Below are 19646 nucleotides of genomic sequence, written 5' to 3'. Positions count from 1 at the left end.
GTGCCTTACCACTCGAACTTCTGGATTTCCGCTTCCCCGATCGCGCGGTCCTGCACGACGAGATCGAGGTCATACGCCCCGAGCAGCGCCAGCAACTGCCCCGCGCTGATGGTCTCGGGGTTCAGCTCCATATGCGAAATGCGGCTTTGACTGATGTCGAGCCGGGCGGCCGCTTCCGCCTGGGTCAGGCCGGCAACCTTGCGTGCGCCTTGCAACACCTGTCCAAGCTGATCAGGGGTGGAAATCATGACTCTCAGCATCGCGGTCATCCAGGAAAAGTTAAAAATCTATCAATTCTGACCATTGATTGACAAAAACTCCTAGCGCAACATCAAGCGGCTACGCATGCCATAGGTAAGTGCCCGCTTCGCCGAATGTAATGTTGTCAAAATAAAACGCTCGCCCCGCCGCGGCGCGGTGGCAATCCCTACAAACGGAGGGAGGCGCCTCCCGCCCGGCAGGCGGCCGCGGCGTGGAACGAAGCTTGCGGCGATGTGGGAATTCCTGTTCGAAGACGGAGACACCCATGGACCCGATCGAGACCCCCATCGACCGCCTGGACGACGCCGAACGCGCGCCCGCCACCCTCACCGGCAAGCGCCGGCTGGCGGTGGTCACCGGTGCCTCCACGGGCATTGGCTATCACCTGGCGCAGTGCTGCGCGGACCACGGCATGGACCTGATCATCGCGGCGGACGAGCCACAGATCGAGGCGGCGGCGCAGACGCTGCGTACCGAAGGCACCACCATCGAGGCCATCCAGGCCGACCTCTCCACCCCCGCCGGCGTGGACCATCTGCTGGCCGCCACGCGCGGCCGTCAGGTGGACGTGCTGTGCGCCAACGCCGGGCGCGGGCTGGGCCGCGCCTTCCTGGACTCGTTTTCGTACGCCTTGCGCCACGAACTGCGCGATACCCGCGTCACCGTGACCTGCCTGATGCCGGGCGCCACGGAAACCGAATTCTTCGACCGCGCCGACATGCTCGACACCCGCATCGCCCAGGAGAAGAAGGACGATCCGGCCGAGGTGGCACGCATCGGCTTCGAGGCCATGATGCGCGGCGATGGGGACGTGATTACCGGCTGGCAGAACAAGCTGCGCGCGGCCATCGCCATGGTCACGCCGTCCGACGTGCTGGCGGAACAGCACCGCAAGATGGCCGAGCCGATGAGCGGCGACGCAGCGGTGCCCAGCGTGGAGAACGAGCCGCGCAGTGGAAGAGAAATCGGTATGCGGGACTAGCGTCGCCGCGCGGCGATGACCAGCGCGATCCCGCCGAGGATGGCCACCGCGCTGACCGCCAGCCGCGCGGTCATCGGCTCGCCCAGCCAGGCGATGCCGCCCAGCGCGGCCAGCACCGGCACACTCAACTGCACCGTGGCCGCCGTGGTGGACGCAAGCCCGCGCAGCGCGGCGTACCAGATCACATAGCCGATGCCGGACGTCACGGCGCCCGAGGCCGCCGCCAGCGCCACCCCGTGCCAGTCGACCGAAAGCTGGGAGACCGTCCCCACGCTCACCACGCTCACCGCCAGCGCCAGTGGCACCCCGCGCACGAAGTTGCCAGTGGTGGCGGCCAGCGCGTCGGGCGCGCCCCGGCCCCGCAACGAATAGACGCCCCAGCCGATGCCGGCGACGGCCATCAGCAGCGTCGCCCCGGGCGGCGGGGCCTGCAAACCCGGCAGCACCAGCCAGACCAGCCCCGCCAGCGCCAGCACAATGCCGAGCCATTGCACCGCGCGCAGGCGGTCGCCGCGCCGCAGGCCGTCACCGATCATGGTCGCCTGCACGCAGGCAAACAGCACCAGCGCCCCGGTGCCGGCGGCCAGCCGCAGGTAGGCGAACGAAAAACCGCATGCGTAGACCAGCAGCGCCACCGCACCGATCCAGTCGCCCCCCATCTGCCCATGCCCCCGGCCCGGCGCGCCGCGCAGGGCGCGCAGGTGCAGGATTACCCCCAGCACCAGGGCGGCCGAGGCTACTCGCACCAGCGTGAACGTGGCCGCGTCGATGCCGGTGCCCTTCAGCGCCGCCCGCGCCAGCAGCGAATTGGCCGCGAAGGCGACCATCGCCAGCGCGGTCAGGGCCGCCGTGGTAGCCGCCGTGGTAGCCGCCGTGGCGGGAGGCCCCGGATGGGCGGTCGGCGGCCTGGAAGGAGGGGTGGACGGGGGCCGGGCCATCATCGATTTGTCATTTGGGGGAAGGGGGCCGATGAACCATACTGGGGCCATGATGCGCCCATACAGGTGTCCCTGTCGGCGCCCCCACCAGCCAGATCCAGGAGATCACCATGCTCAGGGACAGCCATGCTTTCAGCGGATTCTCGGTCAACGACCTCGCCATGGCCAAGGACTTCTACGCCAACACGCTCGGCCTTGTGGTCACGGAGGAGCACGGCATGCTCGCGCTCAACCTGGCGGGCGGCAACCACGTGCTGCTCTATCCCAAGCCCAACCACGCGCCAGCCACGTTCACGGTGCTGAACTTCCCGGTGGAGAGCGTCGAGAAGGCCGTGGACAGCCTCTCGCACCACGGCGTGCGCTTCGAAATGTATGACGAACCCGACCTGAAGACCGACGCGCGCGGCATCTGCCGGGGCGAAGGCGGCCCTACCATCGCGTGGTTCCGAGACCCGGCCGGCAACATCCTCTCGATACTGGAGGCGCAGTAGCCTGCACAGGTCTCCGGCGTTGCGGGATCGGTGTGCGTGCCAATACACTAGTGCCTCCAACCCACACCCCAACGGCGTGCTGCCTGGCAGGCGCCGTGACGACAGCAACGGTGGAGACACATGACAGTTCGAAGAAAGACGCCCGACGCGCTGCGCAGCGCGCGCTGGTTTGCCCCCGATGACCTGCGCTCCTCGGGCCATCGCTCGCGCATCATGCAGATGGGCTACGCGCCCGACGAATGGATGGGCAAGCCGCTCATCGCCATCCTGAACACCTGGTCGGACATCAACCCCTGCCACGCCCACTTCCGCCAGCGCGTGGAAGACGTCAAGCGCGGCATCCTGCAGGCCGGCGGCTTCCCGGTGGAGCTGCCCGCCATCTCGCTCTCGGAAAGCTCGGTCAAGCCGACCACCATGCTCTACCGCAACCTGCTCGCCATCGAGGCGGAGGAGCTGATCCGCTCGCATCCGGTGGATGGGGCGGTGCTGATGGGCGGCTGCGACAAGACCACGCCGGGCCTGCTGCTGGGCGCCACCAGCGCCGGCGTGCCCGCCATCTACGTGCCGGCCGGGCCGATGCTGCGCGGCAACTACAAGGGCAACGTGCTTGGCTCCGGCTCGGACGCCTGGAAGTATTGGGACGAGCGCCGCGCCGGCAACCTGAGCCAGGCCGAGTGGATCGGCATCGAGGGCGGCATCGCGCGCAGCCACGGCACCTGCATGACGATGGGCACCGCCAGCACCATGACCGCCATCGCCGAGACGCTGGGCATGAGCCTGCCCGGCGCGTCGTCGATCCCGGCGGCGGATGCCAACCATATCCGCATGGCCTCCGAGTCGGGCCGGCGCATCGTCGAGATGGTCTGGGAAGACCTCACGCCGGCGCGCATCCAGACCCGGGCGGCATTCCTGAACGCCATCGTCGTGGCCATGGCGATGGGCTGCTCCACCAACGCCATCATCCACGTGATTGCGATGGCGCGCCGCGCCGGCCATGACATCGGGCTGGACGACTTCGACGCCGCCAGCCGGCATGTGCCGGTCATCGCCAACATCCGGCCCAGCGGCGACAAGTACCTGATGGAAGACTTCTATTACGCGGGCGGCCTGCCGGCGCTGATGAGCCGCATCCGGGACAAGCTCGACCTGACCACGCTGACCGTGACCGGCCGCACGCTGGGCGAGAACATCGCCGGGGCCGAAGTGCACAACGACGATGTGATCCGCACGCCCGAAAACGCCCTGTACCGGGAAGGCGCGCTGGCGGTGCTGCGCGGCAATATCGCGCCGGACGGCTGCGTGATCAAGCCCAGCGCCTGCGACCCGCGCTACTTCCGCCACACCGGCCCGGCGCTGGTGTTCGACGATTACCCGTCGATGAAGGCCGCCGTGGAGGACGAGAGCCTCGACGTGACCGCCGACCACATCCTGATCCTGCGCAACGCCGGCCCGCAGGGCGGCCCCGGCATGCCGGAATGGGGCATGCTGCCGATCCCGAAGAAGCTGGTGAAGCAGGGCGTGCGCGACATGCTGCGCATGTCCGACGCGCGCATGAGCGGCACCAGCTATGGCGCCTGCATCCTCCATGTATCGCCCGAGGCGTACATCGGCGGGCCGTTCGCGCTGGTGCGCACGGGCGACCTGATCTCGGTGGACATCGACCGGCGCAGCATCCACCTGGAGGTGTCCGACGAGGAACTGGCGCGCCGCCGCGCCGCCTGGACCCCGCCGCCGCCCCGCTATGCGCGCGGCTACGGCTTCATGTTCTCCCGGCACATCCGCCAGGCCAACGACGGCTGCGACTTCGACTTCCTCCAGACCGATTTCGGCGACCCGGTGGGCGAGCCGAGCATCTACTGACCGCAAGCCTTCCGCAAGCATCGTCCCCGATAATGGCGGGCGCGCCGCCCCCGGCCGCCCTCCACCCCCGCTACCCTCCCAGACAGGACCAATTCCGCATGAAACCCCGCCTTCTGCAGCACGGCCGCCTGCCCGAGCACACCGAAGCCCGCCTGGCCGAATCCTTCGATGTGCACCCGCTCTGGGCCGAGACCGACCCCGCCGGCTACCTGGCCGCACACGGCGCCGAGTTCGTGGCGATGACCGCCCGGGCCGCCACCGGCGTGGACGCCAAGATGCTGGCCGCGCTGCCAAACCTGCGCGTGATCTCCAGCTTCGGCGTGGGGCTGGACAAGCTCGACCTGGACACCGCCCGCGCGCGCGGCATCGCGGTGGGCTACACGCCGGACGTGCTCAATGACTGCGTGGCCGACACGGCGTTCGCCCTGCTGATGGACGCGGCGCGCCAGGTCAGCGCGGCGGACCGCTACGTGCGGCGCGGCGCGTGGCCCAAGGCCCCGTATCCGCTCACCACGCGCGTCAGCGGCAAGCGGCTGGGCATCGTCGGCATGGGGCGGATCGGGCGCGTGATCGCCAAGCGCTCGTCGGGCTTCGACATGGAAGTGCGCTACTTCGGCCGCAAGCCGCAGGACGGCGTGGCCTATGGCTTCGAGCCGTCCGTGGAGGCGCTGGCGCGCTGGGCGGACTTCCTGGTCGTGGCCACCTCGGGCGGGCCGGAAACACGCCACCTGATCTCGGCCGGCGTGCTGGAAGCGCTCGGGCCGCAGGGCTACCTGATCAATATCGCGCGCGGCACCGTGGTGGACGAGGCCGCGCTGGTCGACGCCCTGACCCACAAGCGCGTCGCCGGCGCCGGGCTGGACGTCTTCGAGAACGAACCGCACGTGCCCGAGGCGCTGTTCGGGCTGGACAACGTGGTGCTCCTGCCCCACGTGGCCAGCGGCACCCACGAGACCCGTGCAGCCATGGCCAACCTGGTGTTCGAGAACCTGGAGGCCTTCTTCGCCTCCGGCGCGGTGGTGAAATCGGCGCTTTGAGCCGCCGTGGATCGCCCCGTTACCCCGTGTAGCCGGGGCGACACAGAGGCGAAATACTGGCGCGGCACCCCGGGGCTACACTGGGCGTTCCAGCCTTTAACGGAGCGTGCGATGCCCGAATCGCCTCCCTCGCCTCCCTCGCCAACCTCCGCCACGCGCCGGCGCCATCTGCTGGCGCTGGGCCTCGGCGGCGCCAGCCTGACCGCGCTGGCCCGCTTGGCACCAGCCGCCGAACCCGCGCCGGCCGCCGCAGCTGCAGCCACCACCCCCCTCCCCCTGACCGCCCAGACCACCGAGGGTCCGTACTACTTCGATGCCGGCAAGGTCCGGCAGGACATCACCGAAGGCCAGCCCGGCGTGCCGCTCGAGGTGCGCTTCACCGTGGTGGACGTACAGGGCCGCCCCCTCGCCGGCCAGCGCGTGGATCTCTGGCATTGCAACGCGGCCGGCGTTTACTCGGGCTATGACGGGCAGCACGACGGGCAGCGCGACGATAGGGGCCAGCGCATTAGCACGCGCGGCCAGACCTTCCTGCGCGGCAGCCAGCCGGTGGGCGCCGATGGCGTGGCCATGTTCCGCACGATCTATCCCGGCTGGTACGCCGGGCGCGCTACCCATCTGCATATGAAGGTGCTCGACCCGGCCGGCCGGGCACACCTGACCACGCAGTGTTTCCTGCCCGATGCGCTCAACGAGTATCTGTACACCCAGCTGCCGGCCTACCGGCGCAGGCAGGTGCGCGGCACGCTGAACAGCAACGACGGCATCGCCCTGATGGCGGGCGAGACCGTGCTCGGCGCCGTGCGCGAGGCGCGCCACGGCTACGTGGCCACGCTGACGCTGGTGGTGAACCCCGCCGGCACCGCCCCGCGCGAGGGGTTTCCCGACCATCCGCCCCCGGACCGCCCGCCGCTCTCCGGCAATGGCCAACGCCCGCCGCCGCCCCCGGGCCAGGGCGAGCAGGCCGCCCCGGCTGCCGGCAGCGCCCGCGCCGCCGCGCTGATTCCGGGCGTGCGGCTGTAGGCCGCCCCCTGGCCACCCGCCATGCGCCCAAGGTCTCCATCAATGCCCGCCATGGAAAAAATGCAAAATCCACGGCAATGGCCAGACATGACCCGTAATTGTTAGTTATGCTCCCCAAGGGCGGGCCGGGCCTGCCGATCAGCCGGGCGTTGACGATCCGGTACGTCATGGGGGGCGGCGCATCCTTGGGAGCGCCGCGTTCGGCGCGGTTCTCCAGAGGGGATGTTCTCCGATGCAGCGCAGCTGGTTTCTCGCGTTGACGATAGCCCTGGCCACCCTGGCCACGCTGTTCCCGGTGGGAATCGGCGTGTTCATGGCGCAGCTGGAGGCCAATCGGCGCGAGGCCGACCAACTCGCGGTGTTCGCCGACGCGGCGCTGCGGCGCGGCGAGGCGGTCATGACGCAGGCCATCAGCGCCATCCAGGACATGGAGCAGCTGCGCGACGAGCCCTGCTCCCCGTCAAACCTCGTCGAACTCCGGCGTATCACCTACAGCTATCGCTTTCTCCAGGACGCCGGCGTCTATGGCCGTGGCCGCCGCCTGTGCTCGGCGCTGCTGGGCCCGGTGCAGGCGCGTACCCTGCCGCTGCCGCCGCCTGACTGGCGCACGCCCGATGGCTACGACTTCTGGTTCGACCTCGCCAACCCCTTCAGCGCGCCGCGCCGGACCATCCTGATGGGCCGCAACGGCAACCACGTGTCGATTGATCCGCAGGTATTCGTCGATGTGGTGGACCGCGACACGCGCATGCTGGCCGTGGTGCATACCGATGCCGGCCGCATCTTCGCCACCACGCAGGGCGCCAATCTCGCCCGGTTGCAGCGCGCCTACGCCGACCATGCCTATGGCCCCGGCGGCGCGGCCCAGCATGAGGACGATGCCGCCGTGGTGCTGCGCAAGTCACGCACGATGCCCTTCGCGGTGGTGGTGCTGGCCCCGCGCGCGGCCCTGCTGACCAACTGGCGCGCGCTGCTGGTGGGCGGGCTGATCGTCGGGCTGGCCGCCGGGGTGCCATTCGGCATCCTGGTCTGGCGGCGCGCCACGCGGCGCTTCAGCCTGGAGGGCGAGTTGCGCGGCGCGGTACGGCGCCACGAGATGGCGGTGCACTACCAGCCCATCGTCGCGCTCTCCGACAACCACTGCGTGGGCGTGGAAGCGCTCGTGCGCTGGCGCCGCAATGGCCGGCTGGTGCGTCCCAACCTGTTTATCCCGATGGCCGAGAACGCCGGGCTGATCCAGCAGATCACCGATCAGGTGCTGGAGATCGTGCTGACTGAGCTGGGTACGCTGCTGCGGCGGCATCCGTCGTTCTATGTCTCGATCAACGTGGGCGCGGAGGACCTGAAGAGCCGGCGCTTCCTGACCGTACTCAATGCGCGGCTGCGGGACTCCGGCATCGCGCCGGCGCAGATCCGCATCGAGGCCACTGAACGCGGCTTCCTGGAGCCGGACGTGGCGCGCGACACCATCCAGGCCTTCCGGGACGCCGGCCATCCGGTCTATATCGACGACTTCGGCACGGGGTATTCGAGCCTCTCCTACCTGGAGAGCTTCAAGGTGGATGCGCTCAAGATCGACAAGTCGTTCGTGGATACGATGGGGCAGGAAGCGGCCACCAGCACCGTGGCGCCGCATATCATCGCCATGGCACGCTCGCTCGGGCTGGCAGTGGTGGCCGAAGGCATCGAGGACAGCGCCCAGGCCGACTACCTGCGCGAGCAGGGCGTGGACTACGGCCAGGGCTGGCTGTTCGGGCGGCCCCTGCCGGCCGCGGAACTGGCCCAGTTCCTGACCAAGAACGCCGCGCCGGCGCCGGCCTCGGCCCCGGCGTGATGCAAGCATCGCAAACCCACTCACCCCATCGATAAAAAAAGGAGGTCCGATGTCCCTGCCCACCCTGTTCCTGACCGCCGCCGGCGTTGGCCTGGCGGTGGCCGCCCCGGTCGGCCCGATGGGCATGCTCTGTATTCGCCGCACGCTCGCCGAAGGGCCCCGCGCCGGGCTGGCGATCGGGCTCGGCATTGCCTGCGGCGACGCGGTCTACGGGCTGGTGGCGGCGCTGGGGCTGGTCGGCATCTCGCAGTTCATGCTGGCCTATGACAAGCCGCTGCATCTGGCCGCGGGGCTGTTCCTGGTCTACCTGGGCCTGCGCACGTTCTTCCACACCCCGACCGAAACCGTGGCCACGCTGCGCGGCAACGGCTCGCGCCGCCGGGCCTTCGCCAGCGCCCTGCTGCTGACGCTGACCAACCCGCAGACCATCATCATGTTCGCCGCGCTGTTCGCCACGCTGGCGCCGCGCGGGCCGTTCTCGACCCCCATCGCGCTGACCACGGTGCTGGGCGTGTTCTGCGGATCGATCGCCTGGTGGTGCGTGCTGGTGGCGATGGTCACCGGCGCCCGCCACGCGCTGGGCCAGCGCGTGCGGCAGTGGATCGACCGCGCCACCGGCCTCGCGCTCGCCGCGTTCGGCGTGGCGGAGATCCGGCGGTCGATCTAGGCGCGTTGGATGATTACTCCGCCTTGGCGCCCGAGTCCTTGGCCACCTTGGTCCACTTGACGGTCTCGGTCTTGATGAAGCCGGCCAGTTGCGGCGGCGTCATGTCGCCGGCGGTCACGCCCTGTTCCTCGAAGCGCTTCTGCACGTCCGGCTGCTTCAGCACCTTGGCCAGTTCGGTGCTCATGCGCTGGCGCACGGCCTCGGGCGTGCCGTGCGGCGCCATCAGCGCGTACCACGTGGTTACCTCGTAGCCCGGCACGCCGCTCTCGGCCACGGTCGGCACGCCCGGATAGGCCGCCGAGCGCTTGGCCGTGGTCACCGCCAGCGCGCGGACCTTGCCGCTCTTCACATGCGGATTGGCCGACGGGCTGGTCTCGATGGCCATCTGGATCTGGCCGGCGATCAGGTCCGTCATCATCGGCGCGCCGCCCTTGTAAGGCACGTGGGCGATGTCGGTGCCGGTGGCCGCGCGGAACAGCTCGCCCGAGAGGTGCTCGGTGCTGCCGATGCCCGCCGAGCCGTAGTTCACCTTGCCCGGATTCGCCTTGATATAGGCGATCAGCTCCTGCACGGTCTTGGCCGGAATCGACGGATTGACCAGCAGCACGTTCGGCGTCAGCGCCACCATGCCGATGGGCTCCAGGTCTTTCTGGAAGTCGTACGGCAGGGTCTTGTAGATGCCGGGCGCCATGGTGTGGGCCACGGTGGCCAGCAGGAAGGTGTAGCCGTCCGGATTGGCACGCGCCACGATGGAGCCGCCAATGGTGCCGCCCGCGCCGGGGCGGTTGTCCACCACCATCGGCTGGCCCAGCGCCTCGCCCAGCTTCTGGCCCACGGCCCGGCCGATGATGTCGGTGGTGCCGCCCGACGCGAACGGCACGACCAGCGTGATCGGCTTGGACGGCCAGCTATCGGCGGCGATGGCGGGAACGGCGGGGATGGCAGCAAGGGTGGCGGCGGCGCCAAGGCAGGCCTTGAGCACGGCACGGCGCGGCATGCGGATGGTCATGCGAGTCTCCGGGGGGATTTTCTGGATATGTAATCGCCCTACTGTACTGAGACGTCCGCATCACAACCAGCCCCGCACCGGCGGGAGGTCTTCAGGATTTGTGAAGGGTCGCCCCGGGCCAGCGGCCCGCCGTCACCAGCCCGCGCGCCACGCTGTCCAGCACGCTGCGGGCGGCCAGGCCCGCCGGAGACAGTTCGTCGTCGGACAGGCTGACCAGCAGGTTGGGCCGGCGCACGCCCGCATCGGCAATCTCGATCAGCACCAGCGGCTCGCCCGGCTCGCCCAGATGCCGCGCCACGGCCGCGCCGGGCTGGATGGTCGCGCCAAGGCCGGCGCGCACGGCATCCATCAGCACCGCCAGTCCGTCGATCTCGGCCACCACGTTGAGAGCGCGCTCGCTACGCGCGAAGGCCGCGTTCAGCACCGCGCGCAGCCCATGTGCGTTGCTGGGCAGGATCAGCGGCAGGCCGTCAAGTGCCTCCAGATGCACCGGATCGGTGGTCGGCAGGCCCGGATGGTCCGGCCGGGCGATCACGAACAGGCGTTCCTCCAGCAGCGGCACCACGCTCCAGCGCTGGCCGGGTTCGAGCTGGAACAGCACGGCGAGGTCGAGCTGGCGCGCGCCGATCATCGTGGCGAGATTGCCGGAGAGGCTTTCCACCAGATGCAGGCGGATATCGGGGTAGCGCTCGCGCATGGCCAGCATGAACGGCGGGCCCATGACGGAGAGCGTGCTCGGCGCCATGCCCACGCTGACATGGCCGGAGAGCCGCGCGGTGCGGGCGGCGCGGGCGGCGTCATCGGCGTGGCGCAGCGCCAGCTGGGCCTGGCGCCAGAAGGCGAGCCCGGCGTCGGTCGGCACCACGCCGGTGGAGGTACGCTGGAGCAGCCGCGTGGACAGCTCGCTCTCGAGCCGACTGATCTGCTGGCTCAGCGCGGACGTGACCACGCCCAGCCGCTGGGCCGCCTGCCCCATGCTGCCCAACTCCACCACATGCACGAAGTAGCGCAATTGGCGCAATTCCATCGTCTTCATCCCAGATCTGTCACGCGGAGCCGGTATTGTGCCTGTGCCGGGCCGCCTGGGCGGACAAAGCGGGCCAGGATCACCAAACTTCACGGAAGTCAGCCATACGCCGGTTGACCGCGCGACGATACTGGATGAGCATGTAGGCAACCCCTGCGCAGGACTCACCTTCCACCCAAGGTATCCACCGGAGCTTTCCACCATGAACAGCTTTCCACCGACGCTGTGGCCTTTCCCCGCTTTTTCGTTCCAGGGCGCCTATGCGCTGGATGACAAGATGATCGAGAACTGGCGCAAGATGATGGGCCTGAACTCCGATTTCGCGAAGTCCTGGATGGATGAAGCCCAGTTCGACTGGGCCTCCTGCTTCATGCCGCAAGACCCCGAGGAACTGTACGCACGGCAGTGGTCCAACCAGATGCCCTTCCTCTCGATCCCGATGCACTACGCCACCGCCATGCTGGAGCAGGGCGCAGCCATGCAGCGCGCCTGGATCGACAACTGGGGCCGCATGTTCGGCATGTTCGGCCTGCCGACACTGCTGCCGGCCATGCCCGTGATGCCCGATATCGCCGCCGTGGCGACGTCCGGGGGCGACATCGTAGACGTACCGGCCGTGGCCGTGCGCGAGACGCCGCGCAAGGGTAAAAGTGTCTGAAAACCGCCACCCAGGGCGTTAAGACGCTCGGGCTTTACACGGTATTTTCTGCAATGCACGGTCGTGATGCGATGTTTTACGCACATATCGATCGGCACGGTTGATGCGTCACCTAGTTAGTCAGTATGCTGGTCGAGACACACAGCGCCGCCTGCCCGATGGCTTATGAAGCTGTTGAGGGCGCAGTCGAGGCAGGTACCTGAATTGCGCCCCACCCCGCGAGGCCCTTATGAGCAAGACCCTTATCTCCAGCCTGATCGCCGCCGCTGCCGTTGTCGCGATGCCGCTGGCCCACGCCCAACAAAAGCCCGTGGACCCGTACACGCAAGGTTCCAAGGTCGGCAAGCCCGATCCGTACACCGACGGTGCCAAGTCCGGCAAGTTTGATCCGTACACCGACGGCGCGAAGTCGTCGACCAAGTCCGACCTGGCACCGAGCAAGCCGGACCCGTACACCTCGGGCTCCAAGAGCGGCAAGCCTGACCCGTACCTGGACGGCGCCAAGACCGGCAAGCCCGATCCGTACACGGACGGCGCCAAGAAGTAACACCGCCGCGCTCGCGCGGGCGTGCGGCCGTCACGTGATGTGACGCGCCTCACGCGCATCGCCAGCGCCGCCCGGCACGCCCGCAAGGACGTGCCGGGCGATATTTTTTGGGCTCTCCACCGTGCGGTGGATTTGCTCATCGCGTCGAGGCCATTCAAAATAGCGCTTCGTCCGGCTCGCCCCCGCCGGCGAGGAACTCATCTTGACTAGCCGCGCCCCTGCCGCCAAGGCCGACCTACCGGTCGCCTTTGGTCCGTTTACGCTGCATATCGCGCAGCGCCTTTTGCTGGAAAACGGCCGCCCCGTGCGGTTGGGCGCGCGTGCCCGCAGCATCCTGGCTGCCCTGGTCGAGCGGGCCGGCGAAGTGGTGGGCAAGGCCGAGCTGATCGCCTATGCCTGGCCTGACGGCGATGCCGAGGAAGCCACGCTGCGTGTGCACATGGGCGCGCTGCGCAAGGTGCTGGGCGACGGCCAGGGCGGCACGCGCTACATCGCCAGCGTGGCCGGACGCGGCTACTGCTTCGTCGCGCCGGTGGCACGCGCCACCGGCGAAGGCGCCCCCGGCGCACTCCCGGCAGCCCCCGCCCATGACACCTACCTCCCGGCCCGCGTGACCCGCGTGATCGGCCGGGAAACCCTGATCGCCGCGCTCGCCCAGAGCCTGCCGCAGCGGCGCCTGCTTACGCTGTGCGGCGCGGGCGGCATGGGCAAGACCACCATCGCGCTGGCCATGGCCGAGCGGCTGCTGCCGGCCTATGCGGACGGCGTGCGCTTCGTGGACCTGGGCCGCGTGGCCGACCCGGGCCTCGTCGATGCCGCGCTGGCCGCCACGCTCGGCATGACGGCCGGCCCCACCACGCGCGCGGCGCTGGTGGACGCACTGCGGCACCGGCGCATGCTGATTGTGCTGGACAGCTGCGAGCACCTGATCGACGCCGTGGCCCTGCTGGTGCTGGCACTGCTGCAGGGGGCGCCGGACGTCCACCTGCTCGTCACCAGCCGCGAGCCGCTGCAATGCGAGGGCGAATGGGTCCAGCGCGTGCCGCCGCTCGCCCTGCCCTCCCCGCGCAACGACATCAGCGCCGAGGAGGCGATGCACTACCCGGCGGTGCAGCTGTTCGTGGAGCGCGCCATCCACAGCGCCGACACCTTCCAGCTGCCGGACGCCGACGCGCCCGGCGTGGTCATGCTCTGCGCCAGCCTCGACGGCATGCCGCTGGCCATCGAGCTGGCCGCCGCGCACGTGGAGACCTTCGGCGTGGCCCATCTGCGCCGGCTGCTGGACGACCGCTTCCAGATGTCGGCGGACAACAGCGACATCGTGCAGCCGCGCCACCGCACCCTGCGCGCGCTGCTGGACTGGAGCTACGACGTGCTGCCGCCCACCGAGCGCGTGGTGCTCACGCGGCTGGCCGTGTTCACCGGCGAATTCACGCTGGCCTGGGCGCGCGCGGTGCTGGTGGACGCCGAGATCAGCCGTGGCGATGTGGAAACCGGCATCGCGGCGATGGTCGCCAAATCGCTGGTCAGCGTGGATGCCAGCGAAGGCGTGGTGCGCTACCGCCTGCTGGCCACCACGCGCGCCTATGCGCTGGAGCGGCTGGCCCGGGGCGGCGCGCTGCGCGACCTGCAGGCCCGCCACGCGCTGCACTGGCGCGATGCGCTGCGCGCCACCTGGACCGACGAGCCAGCGCTGACGCAGGCCGAATGGGCCGCGCGCTACGGCAACGCCATCGACGACGTGCGGGCCGCCATCGGCTGGGCGCTCTCCCCGGACGGCGACGCCGCCCTGGGCGCCACGCTGATCATCGCCGCGCTGCCGCTGGGCTACTTCCTCTCCCGACTCGACGAATTCTGCGGCTACACGGCGCGCGCGCTGGCGCTGGCCGACGAGGGCGCTGCGCCGCTCGACCCCACGCTGACCGCACGGCTGCGCGTGGCGCTGGGCACGCTGATCTATCACACACGCGGCGTGGCCGCCGGTGCCGAGGACGCCTACCAGCGCGCGCTGCGCGACGCCGCCGCGCTGGCGCAATCGGGGGCGCAATCGGGGGCGCAATCGGGCCCGCAACAGCAGGCGCTGACCGGCATCGGCATGATCGCGCTGGCGTCTGGCGACTACGCCGCCGGGCGCCGCCACGCCGAGGCCATGTGCGCACTGGCGGACCAGGATGGCGATGCGATAGCCCGACTGTGGGCCGAACACACGCTGGCGCTGGCGCACCACTACCTGGGCGACCACGGCACGGCGCAGCATCTGGCGCGGCACGTGCGCACGCATCCGAGCCCGCTGGTGCGGCCCGTGGACAACCTCACCGCGCTGGTGGACCGCCGCGTCTGCATGCGCATCGTCGAGGCGCGCACGCTGTGGATCGAGGGCTACGCGGACAGTGCCGCGTCGCTGGTCGCGCAGTGCGTGGAAGACGCGCTCACCGACATGCCACTGGCACTGGCCCAGGCGCTGGCCTTCGCGGCCTGCCCGATCGCGCTATGGCGCGGCGACGAAACCGCGCTGGCCGATTACGCCAACCGGCTGCGCGAGCACTCGTTGCGCCACGCGCTGGTGGCCTGGCACGGCTGGGTGGAGATGCTCGACGCCGCGCTCGCGCTGCGCGACGGCACGCCAGCCCCCACATACGCAGAGGCCGACGCGCACCACCACCTGCAAGCGCGGATCACCCATACCGGCGGCAAGCAGGCCGATCTCTACGCCACCTTCGGCGCGCGCTTCGTCACGCCGCTGGCCATCACGCGCGCGGTGGCAGGCAAGTCCGGCTGGTGCATGGCCGAAGTGCGGCGCGTGGCCGCCGAGGCGCACCCGCATCGGCACACGCACGCGGGCCGCCTGGCCGCCGCCGCGGCCTTCGAGGACGCACTGGACGTGGCGCACGCGCAGGGCGCAAGGGCCTGGGCGCTGCGCGCCGCCACCAGCCTGGCCCGGGTGCGTCATGAACTGGACCAGGGTGGTGACGGTGCGCGCGCGGCCGACCTGCTCGCCGCGACCTGCGCGCGCATGCCCGAAGGACGCGGCACGCGCGACTATCGGGACGCGCAGGCCGTGCTGGCGTACTGCGCCAGCACGCCGGCCATCGCCGCCGCAAACGACGCAGCCACCACGCAGGCGCGCGGATGACGAAGACAACCATGGCAAAGACCGACCCTGACGGCGCGGCCGGGCGCGCGTACCGCTTTGGCACCTTCCTGCTGCGGCCGGCGCGGCGCGAGCTGGTGGCGGACGGCGTGCCGGTGACGCTGGGCAGCCGCGCCTTCGACCTCCTCGCCGCGCTGGTCGAGCACGCCGGGCAGGTGGTCTCCCGCGATGCGCTGACCGCCGTGGCGTGGCCGCGCATGGTGGTGGAGGAGAGCAGCCTGCGGGTGCAGATCGCCCATCTGCGGCGCGTGCTGGGCCCGGAGGGGCCGGGCATCGTCACGGTGCCGGGTCAGGGCTACCGCTTCGACGGCGTGGTGCAGGTCGTGGACGATGGCGTGGCGCCGGCGGCGCAGGTCATACCGGCCGCGCGCGTGCTGCCGCGCCGCCTCACCGCCATCATCGGGCGCGATGCCGAGGTGGCCCGCGTGCAGGCGTCGGTGCAGCCGGGGCGGGTCGTCACCGTTGTCGGCATCGGCGGCATCGGCAAGACCACCGTGGCGCTGGCCGCCACCGAACGGCTGGCCGGGGCCTATGACGATGGAATCTGCTACCTGGATCTCGGCACGCTGCCCGACCCCGTACAGGGTCTTGCCGCCGCGTTCGGCACGGCGCGGATGGACGCGCTCGGCCACGCCATGGCCGGCCATCGTCTGCTGGTGGTGCTGGACGGCTGCGACTACGCGCCCGACGCGGTGGCCGCCCTGCTCGCGCAACTGGCGCGCGCACCCGGCGTGGCGGTGCTGGCCACCAGCCGCCACCCGCTCGGCGCCGCTGCCGAATACCTGCTGCGGCTGCCGCCGCTGGAACTGCCCGCCGAGGGCGAGGGCGAGATCGATGCGGCCCGCGCCGGGACCTTCGGCGCGGTGCAGCTGTTCGCCTCCCGCGCGCAGGCCAGCGGGGCCGGCTACACGCTGACCGACCGCGACGCCCCGGTCGTCGCGGCGCTCTGCCGGCGGCTAGACGGCCTGCCGCTGGCCATCGAACTGGCCGCCGGCTGCGTGGCCGCGTTCGGCGTGCTCGGCCTGCTCGATCAGGCCGACAACCACTTCAACCTGCTCGAAGCCCGACGCCGGAGCCCGCAGGAACGCCAGCGCTCACTGCGGGCCTCGCTGGATTGGACGTACGTCCGGCTGTCCGCGCCAGAACAGACCGCGCTGCAACGGCTGTCTGTGCTCGACGGCCCGTTCACGCTGGCAACCGCCACGGCAGCCATCGGCGCCGACGGCATTGAAAACGTGGCAGCGGCGGATCTGCTGGACGCGCTGGTGGCGCAGTCGCTGGTCTCGCCGGAAGCTGCCGACGATGACCCACGCTTCCGCCTCTCGCCCATGGTGCGCGCCTACGCGCGCGGGCGGCTGCAGGCGATCACTTCACCTCGATAGACTCGTAGGTCGACAAGTAGGTCACTTCCGGGTAGACCCAGGAGCGAATGAGGCTGATGCGCATGTCTTCGACATAAGACAAGGTATAGCGGCTGGTCTCGGCGCCACCCTCGGTCACCGTGCAAGCCATGTCGATGGCCATGCCGGTGAGTGTCGGCAGGATCCGGCTTGCGGCGTAGCGCCCGCCGGTCCGGCAGGTCACCTTTTCCTGCTTCGGCGCGCCGGTCGCTTCCCCGCGCCACGACGACACCGAGAACGTCATCCGGGCATCCGGCTTCACAGTGACCGGGCGCTGCGCCGGCTCGCTCAGCATGGAGTACTGCGGCGGGTCCATGGTCTTGGCGCCGTGCACGTAATCCTGCTGCTTCTTGGTCCATGGGAAGGTGTCCCCAAGGTAGAAGCTGCCCAAATAGGGAATGTCATCCATCGTGCTTGCCTCCTGGAAGCACTGGAGGATCGGCGCCTTGACCACCGTGCACACCGACTTCATCTCGATATAGTCCGATCGCTCGCCGGCCTTGATCGAGAGAAGCGAATGCGTCTCCACCTGATTGAATGGCATCTTGCCGCCGAGCGAAGTCATTTGCTTGCGGAGGGCGGGAGGCATGGCGGAGAGGGTGAAGTCGGCGTCGAGGACATCCCGGCTGCTCTTGAAAGGCGCGGGCAGCGCGGCAGTCTTGGGGCGTTCGGCGCGCGCCCGGCCGCCGAGCAGGTAGAGCACGAGATCGTCGCGATCCGCCTCGTCGATCTGGGCGACCGTGGCGCGCACAACGGCGTCGACAAAGCACGCCGCGTCCTCGTCGGAAATGTCCTTCTGACCCAGATCAATCAGCTTCTGGACGCCGCCAGGCATCTTGGCGGCAACCTCGAGTGTCTTGGCACCGAACGTGCGCTCCAGCGCCGCCGTGCGCTCGGCCGTCAATCGCGTGTGGGGAACGCCCCTGGCTTCGGCCCGAAGGCCCAGATAGAACACACGGTAGGCTGCATCCAGATCGATGGACGTCGCCTCGCCAATTGGAGCATTGCGGCGGCACAGCAATGGCATGCCGCTCCGCAAGTAGGACATCCGCGTCTGACTATCAAGGCGCGTCAGGTTCCGCGTCATCTCGCAGTGGCGGCATCCCTCGCTGCCAACCCGGTTCAACCTCGGTTGCAGTTCCTCGTCAGTGAGCCCCTTGCGGATCTCCGCATCATCCTCTGCGGCCTGCAGCCATTTCCGCACCGCCGGATTGCCCGCCAACTGGCGATCCGCGCCTTCGCGGCTCAGCGCGATATCGGTCATCGGGTGGCTGCGAGCGCCGGGCGTCGCGGCACCTTCCGCCGCGCCTGCCGAGTGCATTGCAAGGAAAGTCCAGACTGCAACAAACAGCAACTGCAGGGCACGTCGTGTGAGCGTCATGATGGGAGGGAAGGTGCGGCGTCACGCCGAATTGGAGCGAGACCGTAGCACCGACGCCCCGTCATGTCGCGGATGGCGAAGGAGGGTGTGTTGCGACCCGCCAACGCAGGACGCTGCGCCTGCTTAAGCAGCCTAGGTGAGCGCTGACTATGGGCGGGGCATGGCCCCCGTCACCCCAACGTTCGCCTCGCTGCGGACTGGATCGCCTGGACGGCGGCGGCTGTCATGACGCCCATCGCCAATACGCCCAGCGCGCCGAGCGCCACCGCGAGGACGCGGCCCAGGGCGGTGGTTGGGACGACGTCGCCGAAGCCGATCGTCAGCGACGTGATTGCACAGAAATACAAGGTGCCGCCGAGCGACGATGGCGACCGGCTGCCCGCATCGACCGGGCCGCCGACGTAGTACATCGCCAGTGACAGCAGGACGAACAGCCCGCTGAGGAAAATCAGGATGGCGCGCAATTGCCATAGCACGGCGGTGAATTCGGCAATGGCGTGGCGCGGGCGGATGGGTAGCTGCCCGGAATCGTTGCGGATGGTGGCCATAAGCGGTGGACTCCCTTGATTTCCCTTCAAAGACAAGGTGCGGCGAAGGCCGCGCTAGTCCATGTTAGGTGCCGGATCAGCCCGCCGTGCGTTTCAGGCGCGTGGTGACCGAAAAGGTTTCCGCCGGATGGATCGTCACCGACACCTCGAAGGTGTCGCCCGCCTCGTCGATGTAGCGGCGCACGATCTTCAGCACCGCCGCGCCCGGCTCCAGCCCCAGCGCGCGGGCGATGCGCGGGTCCGCCAGCGTGGTGGCGCGCACGTCCTGCTCGATCTCGGCAATCGGCCGCCCGTGGCGCGATTCGATCAGGGCGCTGACCAGCACGTCGGGCGTGTTGCGCACGATCGGGCCGATGTCCGCGTAGGCGCTATCTATATAGATATCGGTCCAGGCCATGGGCGCGGCGCGGGCGCCGTCGTCCAGCCGCACGCTGGAGATGCGCAGCCAGCGGGTGTCCGGCGTGCCGCCCAGGTCGGCCGCCACTTCCGGCGGCGCCGTCACGGTCTCCACCGACTGCACCACGCGCCGGTGCGCCTCGCCGAACTGCATGAGGTCTTCCACCGAGGCCAGCGTGGGCTTGAACACGGCCCGGGGCCGCGCGGCCTCCACACGGGTGCCCACGTTCTTGCGGCGCGACACCAGCCCCATGTCCTGCAAGGACTGCAACACCGCACGGATGGTGTAGCGGCTGGCCTGGAACTGCTCGCACAGCGCGAACTCGGTCGGCAGCAGCGTGCCCACGGGGAATTGGCCCGTGGTGATGCCATCCAGCAATTCGCGGGTGATCTCCGCTGCGTTTGTTTTACTCATAAATGCCCATTACATCACTTT

At 69.6% G+C, this 19646-nt stretch carries 18 protein-coding genes; 11 read left to right on the top strand and 7 right to left on the bottom strand.

The window, feature by feature from the left end; all coding sequences use genetic code 11:
* Window positions 1-5 precede the first annotated feature (5 nt).
* Window positions 6-248: a helix-turn-helix domain-containing protein gene (locus AB4120_RS08535; RefSeq protein ID WP_392388527.1), complete on the bottom strand. Its 243-nt coding sequence runs from the start codon at window positions 246-248 to the stop codon at window positions 6-8.
* A 278-nt stretch (window positions 249-526) separates the two neighbouring features.
* Between AB4120_RS08535 and AB4120_RS08530 the strand changes: the two genes are divergently transcribed.
* Window positions 527-1243 (top strand): SDR family NAD(P)-dependent oxidoreductase, encoded by a 717-nt coding sequence (locus tag AB4120_RS08530; RefSeq protein WP_149138772.1) that lies wholly within the window; start codon window positions 527-529, stop codon window positions 1241-1243.
* Here the strand turns inward: AB4120_RS08530 and AB4120_RS08525 are convergent.
* On the bottom strand, window positions 1240-2181 hold the full coding sequence (locus AB4120_RS08525; RefSeq protein WP_149139374.1) for a DMT family transporter: 942 nt from the start codon (window positions 2179-2181) through the stop codon (window positions 1240-1242). The genes AB4120_RS08530 and AB4120_RS08525 overlap by 4 nt on opposite strands.
* Before the next feature lie 110 nt (window positions 2182-2291).
* Between AB4120_RS08525 and AB4120_RS08520 the strand changes: the two genes are divergently transcribed.
* The 6 genes from AB4120_RS08520 to AB4120_RS08495 all read left to right on the top strand — a co-directional run bounded on the left by AB4120_RS08520 (window position 2292) and on the right by AB4120_RS08495 (window position 9093).
* Entirely contained in the window at window positions 2292-2672 is a 381-nt protein-coding gene (locus AB4120_RS08520) for a VOC family protein (protein ID WP_149138771.1), read from the top strand.
* A gap of 120 nt (window positions 2673-2792) precedes the next feature.
* A complete protein-coding gene (araD, locus tag AB4120_RS08515; RefSeq protein ID WP_149138770.1) occupies window positions 2793-4532 on the top strand; it encodes an L-arabinonate dehydratase in 1740 nt (579 codons plus the stop codon).
* A gap of 98 nt (window positions 4533-4630) precedes the next feature.
* On the top strand, window positions 4631-5569 hold the full coding sequence (locus AB4120_RS08510; RefSeq protein WP_149138769.1) for a 2-hydroxyacid dehydrogenase: 939 nt from the start codon (window positions 4631-4633) through the stop codon (window positions 5567-5569).
* A gap of 111 nt (window positions 5570-5680) precedes the next feature.
* Window positions 5681-6592 carry an intradiol ring-cleavage dioxygenase gene (locus AB4120_RS08505; protein ID WP_441642141.1) on the top strand — a complete coding sequence of 304 codons (912 nt, stop codon included), beginning with the start codon at window positions 5681-5683 and terminating at the stop codon, window positions 6590-6592.
* Window positions 6593-6824: 232 nt separating this feature from the next.
* A complete protein-coding gene (locus AB4120_RS08500) occupies window positions 6825-8426 on the top strand; it encodes an EAL domain-containing protein (RefSeq protein ID WP_149138768.1) in 1602 nt (533 codons plus the stop codon).
* Between the two features lie 49 nt (window positions 8427-8475).
* Complete coding sequence (locus tag AB4120_RS08495) at window positions 8476-9093, top strand: LysE family translocator (protein WP_149138767.1); 618 nt, start codon at window positions 8476-8478, stop codon at window positions 9091-9093.
* A 13-nt stretch (window positions 9094-9106) separates the two neighbouring features.
* Here AB4120_RS08495 and AB4120_RS08490 read toward each other — a convergent pair whose 3' ends face one another.
* Both AB4120_RS08490 and AB4120_RS08485 read right to left on the bottom strand, forming a co-directional pair.
* Complete coding sequence (locus AB4120_RS08490) at window positions 9107-10102, bottom strand: tripartite tricarboxylate transporter substrate binding protein (protein WP_149138766.1); 996 nt, start codon at window positions 10100-10102, stop codon at window positions 9107-9109.
* Between the two features lie 91 nt (window positions 10103-10193).
* The gene (locus AB4120_RS08485; protein WP_149138765.1) at window positions 10194-11129 is read right to left on the bottom strand and encodes a LysR family transcriptional regulator; all 936 of its coding nucleotides are present in this window, start codon (window positions 11127-11129) and stop codon (window positions 10194-10196) included.
* Window positions 11130-11331: 202 nt separating this feature from the next.
* Between AB4120_RS08485 and AB4120_RS08480 the strand changes: the two genes are divergently transcribed.
* The 4 genes from AB4120_RS08480 (at window position 11332) to AB4120_RS08465 (ending at window position 16867) form a co-directional block, all read left to right on the top strand.
* On the top strand, window positions 11332-11787 hold the full coding sequence (locus AB4120_RS08480) for a polyhydroxyalkanoate granule-associated phasin (protein WP_441642140.1): 456 nt from the start codon (window positions 11332-11334) through the stop codon (window positions 11785-11787).
* Window positions 11788-12016: 229 nt separating this feature from the next.
* On the top strand, window positions 12017-12334 hold the full coding sequence (locus AB4120_RS08475; RefSeq protein ID WP_149138763.1) for a hypothetical protein: 318 nt from the start codon (window positions 12017-12019) through the stop codon (window positions 12332-12334).
* A gap of 202 nt (window positions 12335-12536) precedes the next feature.
* Window positions 12537-15467 (top strand): ATP-binding protein, encoded by a 2931-nt coding sequence (locus tag AB4120_RS08470; RefSeq protein ID WP_149138762.1) that lies wholly within the window; start codon window positions 12537-12539, stop codon window positions 15465-15467.
* A gap of 11 nt (window positions 15468-15478) precedes the next feature.
* Window positions 15479-16867 carry an ATP-binding protein gene (locus AB4120_RS08465; RefSeq protein WP_187645217.1) on the top strand — a complete coding sequence of 463 codons (1389 nt, stop codon included), beginning with the start codon at window positions 15479-15481 and terminating at the stop codon, window positions 16865-16867.
* Here AB4120_RS08465 and AB4120_RS08460 read toward each other — a convergent pair.
* The 3 genes from AB4120_RS08460 to AB4120_RS08450 all read right to left on the bottom strand — a co-directional run bounded on the left by AB4120_RS08460 (window position 16851) and on the right by AB4120_RS08450 (window position 19625).
* Window positions 16851-18149 (bottom strand): hypothetical protein, encoded by a 1299-nt coding sequence (locus AB4120_RS08460; RefSeq protein ID WP_149138760.1) that lies wholly within the window; start codon window positions 18147-18149, stop codon window positions 16851-16853. The two genes, AB4120_RS08465 and AB4120_RS08460, sit on opposite strands and share 17 nt — an antisense overlap.
* 287 nt (window positions 18150-18436) lie before the next feature.
* Window positions 18437-18814: a potassium channel family protein gene (locus tag AB4120_RS08455; protein ID WP_149138759.1), complete on the bottom strand. Its 378-nt coding sequence runs from the start codon at window positions 18812-18814 to the stop codon at window positions 18437-18439.
* A 76-nt stretch (window positions 18815-18890) separates the two neighbouring features.
* A complete protein-coding gene (locus AB4120_RS08450; protein WP_441642139.1) occupies window positions 18891-19625 on the bottom strand; it encodes a GntR family transcriptional regulator in 735 nt (244 codons plus the stop codon).
* Between the last annotated feature and the right edge of the window lie 21 nt (window positions 19626-19646).

Origin of the sequence: Cupriavidus sp. 2KB_3 (assembly GCF_052115685.1) — a bacterium.
Lineage (GTDB): Bacteria > Pseudomonadota > Gammaproteobacteria > Burkholderiales > Burkholderiaceae > Cupriavidus > Cupriavidus campinensis.
This window is presented reverse-complemented; position numbering and strand designations above follow the sequence as displayed.